Raw genomic sequence first — 12499 nt, 5'->3', positions numbered from 1 at the left:
GACCTGCCATTCTCGGCATGAATCCGCGGATTCTGTGTTCTTCACCCCGCCTCCCGGTCACCCGGTCGGCGTCTTGAGCACGAGATGGAACTCTACACACGAACCCCACCGAACACAAAATCAGGGGCGGCACCCGGCGTGCGGTCACGGGTGGGCGGCCGGTTTCCGCCTGTTCTCGCGGATTCCTTCGGCCTGGCCCGCCCCGTTCGACGCTCCAGCGCCGTCACCCCCGGCCGTGACGTGCACCACTCCTCAGGGCGTGGCCGTCGTGTCCAGGGTCGGCTGGAGCCACACGGTGGTCAGCGCCGGCACGTTCACCGTGACGTGGGCCGGCTGGCCCTGCCACTGGCCCTCGTGTGCCGCAATCACCTCGGACTGGCCGGTCTGCTCCCGCCAGCCGTCACCGTGGAAGTCGGTCGCATCGGTGTCCAGCACCACCGTCCACTCCCCCGCGGACGGCACCCCCACGCGCAGCCCCTGACGCGGCGACCCCGAGAGGTTGGTGATGCACAGCAGCGGGGCGCCGCCCGGTTCAGCGGCCGGGACCGCGGCGCCGTCGTCGTCGATCCGTGTCTCCGGCACCACCTGCGCCGCGGGCATGCGGAGGAACACGAGCGTGTTGCCGTCGGCGTCGCCGCCGTCCACCCACGCAAATCCCTCCGGGCTGTGGTCCAGCGACCACAGCGCCGGCTTGCTGCGGTAGAGCGCGTTGAGCTCCCGGATCGTCAGCTGGACCCCGCGGTGCGCCTCATCCCACGAGACGGGCCAGTCCAGGCCCTCGCCCTCGGACCACTCGCTCGGCTGCGCGTACTCCCCGCCCATGAACAGCAGCTGCTTGCCGGGGTGCGCCCACATGTACCCGTAGTAGGCGCGCAGGGTCGCCAGCTGCTGCCGTCGGTCGCCCGGGATGCGGCCCAGCAGGGAGCCCTTGCCGTGGACGACCTCATCGTGGGACAGCGGCAGCACGTAGTTCTCCGAGTAGGCGTACACCAGGGAGAACGTCCACTGCTCGTGGTGCCACCGGCGGTTGACCGGGTCCTGGGACAGGTAGGCCAGGGTGTCGTGCATCCAGCCCATGTTCCACTTCTTGCCGAAGCCGAGACCGCCCGCGTCCACGGGAGCGCTCACCCCGGAGAAGGCCGTGGACTCCTCCGCGATCATGTGGACGCCGGGGTGCAGGCGGTACACGGTCGCGTTGACCTCGCGCAGGAAGTCGATGGCCTCGAGGTTGTGGTTGCCGCCGTGCACGTTGGGCTCCCACTGCCCGTCCTCGCGCGAGTAGTCCAGGTAGAGCATCGAGGCGACGGCGTCCACGCGCAGCCCGTCGATGTGGAACTCGCCGAGCCAGTAGAGCGCGTTGGCCACGAGGAAGTTGCGGACCTCGGTGCGGCCGAAGTCGAACACGAGGGTGCCCCAGTCGGGATGTTCGCCCCGCCGCGGGTCCGGGTGCTCGTACAGGGCGGTCCCGTCGAAGCGCGCGAGCGCCCACTCGTCCTTCGGGAAGTGCGCCGGCACCCAGTCCACGATGACGCCGATCCCCGCCCGGTGGAGCGCGTCCACCAGGTGCTTGAACTCGTCCGGGGAGCCGAACCGGGAGGTGGGGGCGTAGTAGCCGGTCACCTGGTAGCCCCAGGACCCGCCGAACGGATGCTCCGCGACCGGCAGGAACTCCACGTGCGTGAACCCGAGCCACTGCACGTACTCCACGAGCTGCTCGGCCAGCTCGCGGTAGTCCAGCCCGGGCCGCCACGAGCCCAGGTGCACCTCGTAGATGCTCAGCGGGCGCTCGTGCGGGTCCGTGAGACGGCGGCGCTCCATCCAGGTGCGGTCCCCGAAGGCGTAGTCGGACTCGAGCACACGCGAGGCCGTGGCCGGCGGGACCTCCGTCCAGCGGGCCATCGGGTCCGCCTTCTGCCGCCAGAGCCCGTCCCGGCCGAGGATCTCGAACTTGTAGCGGTCGCCGTGACCGACGCCAGGCACCAGCAGCTCCCACACGCCGGAGGAGCCGAGGGACCGCATGGCATGGGTCCGGCCGTCCCAGCCGTTGTGGTCGCCCACCACGCGCACGGCCCGCGCGTTCGGCGCCCAGACCGCGAAGGCCGTGCCGACGGCCTCGCCCGCGGAGGTGCGGACCACGCGGGCGCCCAGCACCTCCCACAGCCGTTCGTGCCGGCCCTCCGCGATCAGGTGCAGGTCCAGCTCGCCGAGCGTGGGCAGGTGCCGGTACGCGTCGTCCTGCTCCTGGACGGGGCCGGTCGTGCCGTCCTCGGTCTCGTACGCCACCTCGACGCGGTAGTCGCCCGCGGCAGCCCCGGCCACGCGGGGCGTCGGGGCCACGCCCGCGAACACGCCGTCGTGCTCGTGCGTCAGCTCCACCCGCTGCCCGTCGCCGGCGCGGACCACCGTGACCGTGCGCGCCAGCGGGCGCAGCACGCGGTAGGTGACCGCCGCGCCGTCGGGATGCGGGTGGGCGCCCAGCACGGTGTGCGGATCGTGGTGCCGGCCCTGCGCGACGGCGGCCAGCACCTCCGGGTCCACGGCGAGCGGGGCGACGGCGGGACGGGGGGCGGCGGACGGGGTCATGGCGATTCCTGTTCTGGGGACGGCGGGCGTCGGGAGCGGCTCAGCCGTTCCGGACGACCCGCAGGACATGGGCGGGCTCGACGTGGGGGTCCAGGCGGACGTACGGGGTGCGGCCCCACCGCCAGCGCTGGCCGGTGAGCAGGTCCTCCACCTCGACGGCCCCGGACGCGTCGCGGTCCTCGGGGCGCAGACGCAGCGCCTCGAGGTCCAGGTCCAGGGTCGCCTCGACGACGTCGTGCGGGTTCGTGGTGACGACGACGATCAGGGTGTCCTCCGCGGGACCGGCGTCGGTGACCGCCTCGGCGTCCCGGTGCGCACCCTCGGGCCGGGCCGAGCGCGTCTTCGAGAACACGAGCAGGTCAGGGTGCGTCGAGGCGTGCAGGGTCAGGTTCTGCAGGTCGCCCAGCGCCGGGTGCGCCGCGCGGATCTCATTGAGCCGGGTGAGGTACGGGGCGAGCGAGGCACCCGCGGCCTCCGCGCCCTCCCAGTCCCGGGGGCGGTACTCGTACTTCTCGTTGTCGATGTACTCCTCCGCGCCCGGCCGGGCCACGTGCTCGAACAGCTCGAACCCGGCGTAGACGCCCCACAGCGGGCTGGCCGTGGCGGCGACGACGGCGCGGATCCGGAACGCGCCCGGGCCGCCGTGCTGCAGGTACTCCGTGAGGATGTCCGGCGTGTTGACGAAGAGGTTGGGGCGATAGAACGCCGGCGTCTCGTGCGAGATCTCCTGGAGGTACTCCGCAAGCTCCTCGGCCGTGTTCCGCCAGGTGAAGTACCCGTAGGACTGCTGGAACCCGACCTTGCCCAGGGCGTGCATCATCGCGGGACGGGTGAAGGCCTCGGCGAGGAACACGACGCGCGGCTCCTCGGCGCGGACCTTCGCGATCAGCCACTCCCAGAACCACAGGGGCTTGGTGTGCGGGTTGTCCACGCGGAAGATGTGCACGCCGCGGGCCACCCAGCCCCGCACCACGTCCAGCACCGCCTGGGCGAGGCCGCCCGGGTCGTTGTCGAAGTTCAGCGGGTAGATGTCCTGGTACTTCTTCGGCGGGTTCTCCGCATACGCGATGGTGCCGTCCACGCGGGTGGTGAACCACTCCGGGTGCGCGGCGACCCACGGGTGGTCCGGGGAGCACTGCAGGGCCAGGTCCAGGGCCACTTCGAGGCCCTCGTCCGCGGCCGCGGCCACGAACGCCTCGAAGTCCTCGACGGTGCCCAGGTCCGGGTGCACGGCGTCGTGCCCGCCCTCGGGCCCACCGATCGCCCACGGCGAGCCCGGGTCCTGCGGCCCGGCCGTCAGCGTGTTGTTCGGACCCTTGCGGTGCGTGGTGCCGATCGGGTGGATCGGCGGCAGGTAGACCACCTGGAAGCCCATCCGGGCGACCGCCGGGAGCCGGTCGGCCGCCGTCGCGAAGGTGCCAGAGGACCACGTGCCGGAGGCCTCGTCGAAGCGGGCGCCCTCGGAGCGGGGGAAGAACTCGTACCAGGCGCCGCGGCCGGCGAGCTCGCGCTGCACGTCCAGCGGGTAGAGCTCGGAGCTCGTGAGGTGCTCCCGCACGGGGCGGGCGTGGAGGACGGCGGACACCTCCGCCGACTCGGCGGAGGCCAGGCGCTGGGCCGGGATGAGCGACTCGTCCTCGAGGCCGCGAACGACCTCCTCGAACACGGCGCGGTCCTCGGCCGAGCGCTCCGCGTCCTCGGCGGCCCGGCGGAACAGGGCGGCGCCCTCGGCGAGCATCAGCTCCACGTCGACGCCGGCGGCGATCTTGACGGTGGCCGCGTGCTTCCACGTGCCCACCGGATCGTCCCAGCCCTCGACCACGAACTGGTGCAGGCCCGGCTCGGCGGGCCGCAGCGTGGCCACGACCTCGTCCAGGCCGGGCCGGCCCGGACGCATCTGCACGCGCTGCACCTCGGCGCCGGCCGGGTCGAACAGGCGGACGGTGGCGCGCACGGAGTCGTGGCCCTCGCGGAACACGGTCGCGCGGACGGGGATGTCCTCGCCGACCACGGCCTTCGCCGGGAACCGGCCGTCCAGCACCACGGGCTGCACGTCCGTCACCGGGATACGCCCCGTGACGGTCTGGAGGCGGACATCGGCTGCGGTGGCGCTCTGGGTGTCGGGCTTCACGGTGCTCACGCCACGACGCTACCCCGCGGCCGCGCCGGTGAGAACGGCCGGCCCGCCCGCCCGCCGTGGGGGGCGGAGGGGCGGGCCGGGGACGGGGCGCCGGACGGGACGCTCAGGACAGCATGGTCTTGTCGTCCACGACGGCGCCCTTGATCTTGCCGAACTCGGCCAGCAGGTCCGCCGGGGTGCGCCCGGCCTTCTCCTGCTCGTCCAGCTCGAGGATGATCCGGCCGTCGTGCATCATGATCAGCCGGTTGCCGACCTCGAGGGCCTGGGACATGTTGTGCGTGACCATCAGCGTGGTGAGCCGGTGCTCGGCCACCACCTGCCGGGTCAGGCGGGTCACCAGCTCCGCCCGGGACGGGTCCAGGGCGGCGGTGTGCTCGTCCAGCAGCAGGATCTTCGGTCCGGAGAACGTGGCCATGAGCAGGCTGAGCGCCTGACGCTGGCCACCGGAGAGCAGCCCGACCTTGGCGGTGAGGCGGTTCTCCAGGCCGAGTTCGAGCTTCGTGAGCTCGTCGCGGAACATCGCGCGCCGGGCGCGGGAGACGCCCCGCGAGAGCCCGCGGGCGTGCCCGCGTCGCCAGGCCAGGGCCATGTTCTCCTCGATCGTGAGATTCGGGGCCGTGCCCGCCGTCGGGTCCTGGAACACCCGGCCGATCGAGGCCGCGCGGCGGTGGTCCGGCATGCGGGTGACGTCCTTGCCGCCCACGGCCACGGTGCCGGTGTCCGGGAGCAGCTTGCCGGCGATCGTGTTCAGGATCGTGGACTTGCCGGCGCCGTTGGAGCCGATCACGGTGACGAAGTCGCCCTCGGCCAGGTGCAGGTCGATGCCCCGCAGGGCGCGCCGCTCGTTGACGGTGTTCGGGAAGAAGGTCTTGGAGACCTGTGAGATCTCAAGCACGGGGGGCCTCCTCGGAGACGGATGCGGCGGGGGTGGCGCCGCCCGGCTCGCCAGTCAGGGGCATGCCGGCGGTGGCCGGAGCGGCGGCGGCCGGCGCCGGGGTCGCGGCCGTGCCCCGCGTGCGCAGGCTCAGGCGCCTGGCGAAGCCGAAGCGCGGCAGCAGCAGGGCCACGACGACGAGGGCCGCGGAGATCAGCTTCATGTCGTTCGGGCTCAGGCCCGCGTTGAGGGCGAACTGGATGATCAGGCGGTAGAGCACGGCGCCGACGATCACGGCGAGCGTCGCCCAGAAGACCGTGCGCTGGCCGAACACGGCCTGGCCCACGATCACGGACGCCAGGCCCACGAGGATGAGGCCGATGCCCATGGAGATGTCCGCGAAGCCCTGGTACATGGCCAGCAGGGAGCCGCCGAGGGCCACGAGGCCGTTGGAGATCATCAGGCCGAGGATCTTCATCCGGTCCGTGGAGACGCCGTACGAGCGGATCATCTCCTCGTTGTCACCGGTCGCCTGCAGGGCGAGGCCCAGGTCCGTGTGCAGGAACCAGTCGAGGATCAGCTTCACCACGAACACACCGAGGAAGAGCACGAGGATCGAGCCCCAGTTCCGGGCCAGTCCCAGGTCGCCGAGCCACGTGAACAGGGTGTCCTGGCCGAGCAGGGGGATGTTGGCCTTGCCCATGATCCGCAGGTTGATCGAGTAGAGCGCGATCATCGTGAGGATGCCGGCGAGCAGGCCGTCGATCCGGCCCTTCGTGTGCAGCAGGCCGGTGACGAGGCCCGCGAGCGCGCCCGCCACGAAGGCGGCGAGCATGGCCAGGGGCACCGGCGTGCCGCCCGTGATGAGCACGGCGGCCGTGGCGGCGCCGGTGGTGAACGAGCCGTCCACCGTGAGGTCGGGGAAGTCGAGGATGCGGAAGGTCAGGTACACGCCGAGCGCGACGACGGCGTAGATCAGACCCAGTTCCACTGCGGTCAGCATGGGGCGGGTGCCTTTCGGGCGGTGCGAGGGGGGACGGACGACGGCGGGACGGGGTGGGCCGGCCGTCGACGTGCTCCGCGGCGGCCCGGACCACGAGGTCCGGGCCGCCGCGGAGGCGGGCAGGCGCGGGATCAGCCCTCGACGAGCTGATCGGCCCTGTCCGTGAGCTCGGCGGGGATCTCGACGCCGTAGGCCTCGGCGGCCTTCGGGTTCAGCACGAGCTGCAGGTTGGCCGGGTCGGCGTAGCCCACGGGCAGCTCGGCCGGCTTCGCGCCGTCCTTGAGGATCTTCACGGCCATCTCGCCGGCCTGCTTGCCGTGCGCCTCGTAGTCGATGCCGTACGTGCCCAGGGCGCCGCGCTCGACGGAGTCGATGTCCGCCGAGATGACGGGGACGCGCTGCTCCTTGCCGTAGCCCACCACGGTCTCCAGCGCCGAGACGACGGCGTTGTCCGTGGGCACGTAGATGCCGTCCACGCCGGACAGGGACTGCACGCCCTGCTGGACCTCGGACGAGTTGGTGATGGTGGCCTCCTTGACCTCGAGGCCCAGCTCCTTGCCGGCCTCCTTGGCCTGGTCCACCTGGACCTTGGAGTTGGCCTCGCCGGAGTTGTAGACGATGCCGACGGTCGTGGCGTCCGGCTTCACGTCCTTGAGCAGCTGCAGCTGCTCCTTGACCGGGTTGCGGTCCGAGACGCCGGTGACGTTGCCGCCCGGGGCCTCGTCCGAGGCCACGAGCTCAGCGCCCTGGGGATCGGTGACCGCCATGAACACGACCGGCTTGTCCTTCACGGCCGAGGCGGTGCCCTGCGCGGCAGGGGTCGCGATCGCGGCCACGAGGTCCACGTCCGCGTCGTTGGCGAAGGTGGAGGCGATGGAGGTGACCGTGGCCTGCTCGCCCTGGGCGTTCTGCTCCTCGAACGTCACGTCCAGGCCGGCGTCCTTGAACGCCTCCTTGAAGCCCTCGGCCGCGCCGTCGAGCGCCGGGTGGGAGACGAGCTGGTTGATGCCCACGGTGTAGGAGCCGTCGCCGGCGGCGGAGGACGAGCCGGAGCCGCCGGAGCCGGAGTCGCCGCACGCCGTGAGCCCGAGGGCGGCGACGGCGAGGGCGGCGGTGAGGGGGAGGGAGGGGTGCTTCATGAGACGGACCTCGTTCTGATGGTGCGGTGCGGGATGCGCTCGCCGACGGGGGCCCGTCGGACACAGTGCAGACACTGTGCGCGGTGACACGCGTCACGGGCAAGACGTGCGCGCATCCACACGACATCCTGCCATGTGACCGGCGTCACTGTGGACACTCTGCCCGCGTCGGCGCCGTGTGCGACACCCGCGTCCCCGCCTGGCCGTCATCCCGGGCGGGGGCGCCGTGGAGGTCAGCGCCCGCCGGCGCGCTGCACCGAGATCTCGTACAGGGAGATGCCCACCGCCATCGAGGCGTTGAGGGACTCCATCGTCGAGTCGATCGGGATGGACACGATCTGCTGGCAGTGCTCCCGCACCATGCGGGACAGACCCTTGCCCTCGGCCCCCACCACGAGCACGAGCGGCTCCGTGGCCAGGGCGAGCCCGGGCAGGGAGACGTCCCCGCCGCCGTCGAGGCCCAGCACGAAGTAGCCGGCCCTGTGCAGGTCGACGAGGGTGGTGTTCAGGTTGCCGGCCTGGGCCACGGGCACCCGCGCGGCCGCGCCGGCCGAGGTGCGCCAGGCGGTGGCGGTCACGCCGACGGAGCGCCGCTCGGGCACGATCACGCCGTCCGCGTCGAACGCGGAACCGGCCCGGATGATGGCGCCGAGGTTGCGGGGGTCGGTGATGCCGTCGAGCGCGATCAGCAGCGGCGGGGTCCGCAGGTGCCCCTTCTCGTGCTTGGCCAGCGCGTCGAGGGCCAGGGCCGTGGCGTCCGCGTACTCATAGGGCGGGATCTGCAGCACGATGCCCTGGTGCACGGCCTCGCCGGAGAGGCGGTCCAGCTCCGGCTTGGTGTTCTCCAGGACCGGCACGCCCTGCTCGAGGCAGAGGCGCAGGGCCTCCTTGACGCGGTCGTCCATCTCGATGCGCACGGCCACGTGCAGCGCCTTGGCCGGGATGCCCGCGCGCAGCGCCTCGAGCACGGGGTTGCGACCGGAGACCGTCTCGTCCGTGAGCTTCACGCGGCCGCGGACCTGGTCCTTCACGGGACCGCGCTTGGCGGCCGAGCGCTCGGCCAGCTGCTTGGCGCGGTGCGCCTTGTGGTAGACCCGGTCCTCGGCCTTGGGGGTGGGTCCGCGGCCCTCGAGCGCCTTGCGACCGTGGCCGCCGGTGCCCTTCATGGGGCCCTTCTTGCCCTTGGGCTTGCGGGATCCGCCGGAGCGGGGTGCGGTGGACATGGCGGGACTCCTGCGTGCCGGGGACGGGGGCGGCGGCACGCGGGGCGCCGCCGGATCGCCCTCCAGTCTAGGTGTCAGTCCGCCAGGCGCCATGTGGCGCCGTCGGCGCCGTCCTCCACCACGACGCCGGCCGCGGCCAGCGCGTCGCGGATGCGGTCCGCGGTGGCCCAGTCCTTGTCCGCGCGGGCCTGTGCCCGCGCCTCGATCTGCGAGCGGACGAGCGAGTCGAGGGCGTCCGACACCGGGCCGGGCGCGGCGTCGTCGCCCTCGGGCACGTCGTCCAGGCCCAGCACCGCGGTCATGGCCTCCACCTCGGCCAGACGGGCGGCCGCGGCGTCGAGGTCCTGCCCGGCCAGCGCCGAGTTGCCGGCGCGCACGGCCTCGTGCAGGGCCGCGAGCGCCTGGGGCACGTTGAGGTCGTCCTCCATGGCGGCGCGGAAGGCGGCGGGCACACGGTCCGCGAGCGCCCCGTCGGGGGCGGGCGGGACGGCGCCGGCGGCGCGGGCGCGGGCCGTGAAGCCCTCGATGCGCTCGACGGCGGCCTCGGCCTCGTCGAGGGCGCCGGGCCGGTAGTCGAGCTGGGAGCGGTAGTGGGCCTGCCCCAGGAAGTAGCGCACCGCCGTCGGGCGGGCCATGCCGAGCATCTCCTCGGGGGAGATCGTGTTGCCCACGGACTTGGACATCTTCTCGCCGCCGTAGGTGACGAGCCCGTTGTGCAGCCAGAAGCGGGCGAAGCCGTCCCCGGCGGCCGCCGACTGGGCCAGCTCGTTCTCGTGGTGCGGGAACCGCAGGTCCAGGCCGCCGCCGTGGATGTCGAACTCGGCGCCGAGGTACTTCGTGGACATGGCCGAGCACTCCAGGTGCCATCCGGGGCGGCCGGCTCCCCAGGGCGACTCCCACACGGCGGTGGCGGGCTCACCGGGCTTGGCGCCCTTCCACAGGGCGAAGTCGCGGGGGTCGCGCTTGCCGCGCGGGTCGGCGTCGGGCGCGTCCTGCATGTCCTCCACGCGCTGGCGGGTGAGCTCGCCGTAGCGCTCCCAGGACCGGACGTCGAAGTAGACGTCTCCCGAGCCGTCCTGCGCGGGGTAGGCGTGGCCGCGCTCGATCAGGCGCTCGATGAGCGCGAACATCTCGGGCACGTGGCCGGTGGCGCGCGGCTCGTAGGTGGGACGGCGGACGCCGAGGGCGAGGTAGGCGGCGTCGAACGCCCTCTCGAACCGGTAGGCCAGGGCCCACCACGGCTCGCGGGCCGGGTAGAGGTCCGAGGCCTCGAAGCCGGCCTCGTGGGAGGCGGCCGAGCGGTCGAGGATCTTGTCGTCGATGTCCGTCACGTTCCGCACCGAGGTGACGCGCAGCCCGGTGGCCTCGAGCCAGCGGATGAGGATGTCGAACTCGATCGCGCTGCGCACGTGGCCCACGTGCGGCATGCCCTGCACCGTGGCCCCGCAGTAGTACACCGACGCCTCGCCGGGCACGAGGGGCTCGAAGTCCCGGATCTGCGCGGTGCGGGTGTCGTAGAAGCGCTGGGCCATGGGGGCGCGGTCCTTCCGGAGGGGCGGGGTCCTGACGGGGCTCTGCCAGCCTAGTCGGTGCGCCGGCGCGGGCTCAGGCCGCGGGGACGACGAGCGCGGTCGCGATCCCGACCAGCCCCTCCTTGCGCCCGATGAACCCCAGCCGGTCCGTGGTGGCGGCGGAGACGGACACGGGGGCCCCGCCGAGGGCGGCGGAGAGGGCGGCCTCCATCTCCGCGCGGCGCGTGCCCACCTTGGGCCGGGGCGCGACCACCTGGACCGCCACGTTCCCGACGGCGACGCCCGCCTCCGTCAGCAGGCGCAGCACCTCGCGGAGCATGTCCGCGCCGGAGGCGTCCGCCATCTCGGGCCGGTCGACGCCGAACACGGCGCCGAGGTCGCCGAGGCCGGCGGCGGAGAGCAGGGCGTTGCACGCCGCGTGGGCGGCCACGTCCCCGTCCGAGGTCGCGGCCACGCCCCGCTCTCCGGGCCAGTGGATGCCGCCGAGCCACAGGGGCCGGGGGGCATCCTCGGGTGCCCACGCGTGCACGTCGGTGCCGATCCCCACGCGCGGCAGGGGGGCGGCCGCGACGGCGGGGCGGGTGGGCTGGCGCATGGAGGCCCCCTGGGGGGCGCGGCGGGCGAGCTCGAGGCGGGCGAGGTCGAGGTCGGCGGGGGCGGTGACCTTGAACGCGGCCGGGTCGCCGGGCACCACCACGACCTCGTGCCCCGCGGCCTCCATGACCATCGCATCGTCGGTGAGCGCCGCGGCGTCGAGCGTGGGGTCCGTGCGCACGGCCTCGTGGGCCGCCAGCAGGGTGTCCAGGTCGAAGCCCTGCGGCGTCTGGATCGCGCGCAGTCCGGCGCGGGCCGGCGTGGCCGCGACGACGTCGACGCCGCCCCGTCCGGGGGTGACCTGCTTGACGGTGTCCGTCAGCGGCAGGCCTGGGACCGCGGCGACCGCGCCGGTCCCGAGCGCCGCCGTGACGGCCGCGAACACGCTCGGCGGGGTCAGCGCGCGGGCCGCGTCGTGGACGAGGACGCGGCGGGGCGCCCCCGCCGGGGCGAGGTCGGCCAGAGCGCGGGAGGCCGCGGTGAGTCCGGCGCGGACCGAGTCCGCGCGCTCGGCGCCGCCGGGCACGCAGTGCACGGGCACGTCCAGGTGCGGGCCGGCGTCGACCTCGGCGGCCACGCGGCCGGCGTCGGCCCCCGCCGGCGGGGTGAGCACCACGACGGCGTCCAGGGCGAGCCCGGCCGCGCGCGCGGTGGCGACGGAGGCCAGGCAGTGGTGCAGGAGGGTGCGGCCGTCCGCGAGGGGGGCGAGGGCCTTGGGCAGCCCGGCACCGAGGCGGGTGCCGGCGCCGGCGGCGGCGATCACGAGGGCGGTGGGCATGGCCTCATCCTAGGGAGCGTGCCGGTGTCCGTGGCCCGGGACCCCCGGCGGCGACGGCCGTGGCCGGGGACGAGACAGGGGAGGGGCCCGCGTCGTGGACGCGGGCCCCTCCCCTGCCGTGTGCTGCTCGTCAGCCTTCGAGCACCTTGTCCAGGCGGCCCTCGGCCTCCTCCTCGGTGACCTTCTTGGCCAGTGCCAGCTCGGACACGAGCACCTGGCGGGCCTTCGAGAGCATGCGCTTCTCGCCGGCGGACAGGCCGCGGTCCTGGTCGCGGCGCCACAGGTCGCGGACGACCTCGGCCACCTTGTTGACGTCGCCGCTGGCGAGCTTCTCCAGGTTGGCCTTGTAGCGGCGGGACCAGTTGGTCGGCTCCTCCACGTGCTCGGCGCGCAGGACCTCCATGACGTGCTCGAGCCCCTCCGCATCCACGACGTCACGCACGCCGACGAGGTCGACGTTCTCCGCAGGGACCTCGATGGTCAGGTCTCCCTGCGCCACCTTGAGCTTGAGGTACATCTTCTCCTCCCCCTTGATGGTGCGCATCTTGATCTCCTCGATCCGCGCAGCACCGTGGTGGGGGTAGACGACGGTCTCTCCGACCTCAAAAACCATGTTGTTGTGCCCCTTTCAGT

General features: G+C 73.3%; 9 protein-coding genes. All 9 read right to left on the bottom strand.

Features of this window, described 5'->3' with window-relative positions:
- Positions 1–252: 252 nt before the first annotated feature.
- Positions 253–2583 (bottom strand): 1,4-alpha-glucan branching protein GlgB, encoded by a 2331-nt coding sequence (glgB, locus tag NR072_RS10140; RefSeq protein ID WP_060974271.1) that lies wholly within the window; start codon positions 2581–2583, stop codon positions 253–255.
- A 40-nt stretch (positions 2584–2623) separates the two neighbouring features.
- Positions 2624–4723, bottom strand: a complete 2100-nt coding sequence (locus NR072_RS10135; protein WP_044658573.1) for an alpha-1,4-glucan--maltose-1-phosphate maltosyltransferase — start codon at positions 4721–4723, stop codon at positions 2624–2626.
- A gap of 103 nt (positions 4724–4826) precedes the next feature.
- On the bottom strand, positions 4827–5618 hold the full coding sequence (locus tag NR072_RS10130) for an ABC transporter ATP-binding protein (RefSeq protein ID WP_041104730.1): 792 nt from the start codon (positions 5616–5618) through the stop codon (positions 4827–4829).
- Entirely contained in the window at positions 5611–6600 is a 990-nt protein-coding gene (locus tag NR072_RS10125; protein WP_036382447.1) for an ABC transporter permease, read from the bottom strand. Before NR072_RS10125 ends, NR072_RS10130 begins: the two co-directional genes overlap by 8 nt.
- A gap of 131 nt (positions 6601–6731) precedes the next feature.
- Entirely contained in the window at positions 6732–7739 is a 1008-nt protein-coding gene (locus tag NR072_RS10120) for an ABC transporter substrate-binding protein (protein ID WP_060973912.1), read from the bottom strand.
- Positions 7740–7972: 233 nt separating this feature from the next.
- Positions 7973–8962 (bottom strand): 23S rRNA (guanosine(2251)-2'-O)-methyltransferase RlmB, encoded by a 990-nt coding sequence (gene rlmB / locus NR072_RS10115; RefSeq protein ID WP_036317879.1) that lies wholly within the window; start codon positions 8960–8962, stop codon positions 7973–7975.
- Positions 8963–9036: 74 nt separating this feature from the next.
- Positions 9037–10494 carry a cysteine--tRNA ligase gene (gene cysS / locus NR072_RS10110; RefSeq protein ID WP_256837129.1) on the bottom strand — a complete coding sequence of 486 codons (1458 nt, stop codon included), beginning with the start codon at positions 10492–10494 and terminating at the stop codon, positions 9037–9039.
- Positions 10495–10567: 73 nt separating this feature from the next.
- Positions 10568–11866: a 2-C-methyl-D-erythritol 2,4-cyclodiphosphate synthase gene (gene ispF, locus NR072_RS10105; protein WP_256837127.1), complete on the bottom strand. Its 1299-nt coding sequence runs from the start codon at positions 11864–11866 to the stop codon at positions 10568–10570.
- A 130-nt stretch (positions 11867–11996) separates the two neighbouring features.
- Entirely contained in the window at positions 11997–12479 is a 483-nt protein-coding gene (locus NR072_RS10100; RefSeq protein WP_002858073.1) for a CarD family transcriptional regulator, read from the bottom strand.
- Between the last annotated feature and the right edge of the window lie 20 nt (positions 12480–12499).

It is taken from the genome of Micrococcus sp. Mcc89 (assembly GCF_024519795.1).
In the GTDB taxonomy this organism is placed as follows: domain Bacteria; phylum Actinomycetota; class Actinomycetes; order Actinomycetales; family Micrococcaceae; genus Micrococcus; species Micrococcus luteus.
The sequence above is the reverse complement of the archived record's forward strand: the minus strand, read 5'-3'. Positions and strand labels throughout refer to the sequence as shown.

Bases quoted from the DNA above. Each gene is read 5' to 3' on its own strand.
- NR072_RS10125 (WP_036382447.1), bottom strand. From the start codon at position 6,600: ATGCTGACCGCAGTGGAACTGGGTCTGATCTACGCCGTCGTCGCGCTC.
- rlmB (WP_036317879.1), bottom strand. From the start codon at position 8,962: ATGTCCACCGCACCCCGCTCCGGCGGATCCCGCAAGCCCAAGGGCAAG.
- NR072_RS10100 (WP_002858073.1), bottom strand. From the start codon at position 12,479: ATGGTTTTTGAGGTCGGAGAGACCGTCGTCTACCCCCACCACGGTGCT.
- glgB (WP_060974271.1), bottom strand. From the start codon at position 2,583: ATGACCCCGTCCGCCGCCCCCCGTCCCGCCGTCGCCCCGCTCGCCGTG.
- cysS (WP_256837129.1), bottom strand. From the start codon at position 10,494: ATGGCCCAGCGCTTCTACGACACCCGCACCGCGCAGATCCGGGACTTC.
- NR072_RS10120 (WP_060973912.1), bottom strand. From the start codon at position 7,739: ATGAAGCACCCCTCCCTCCCCCTCACCGCCGCCCTCGCCGTCGCCGCC.
- ispF (WP_256837127.1), bottom strand. From the start codon at position 11,866: ATGCCCACCGCCCTCGTGATCGCCGCCGCCGGCGCCGGCACCCGCCTC.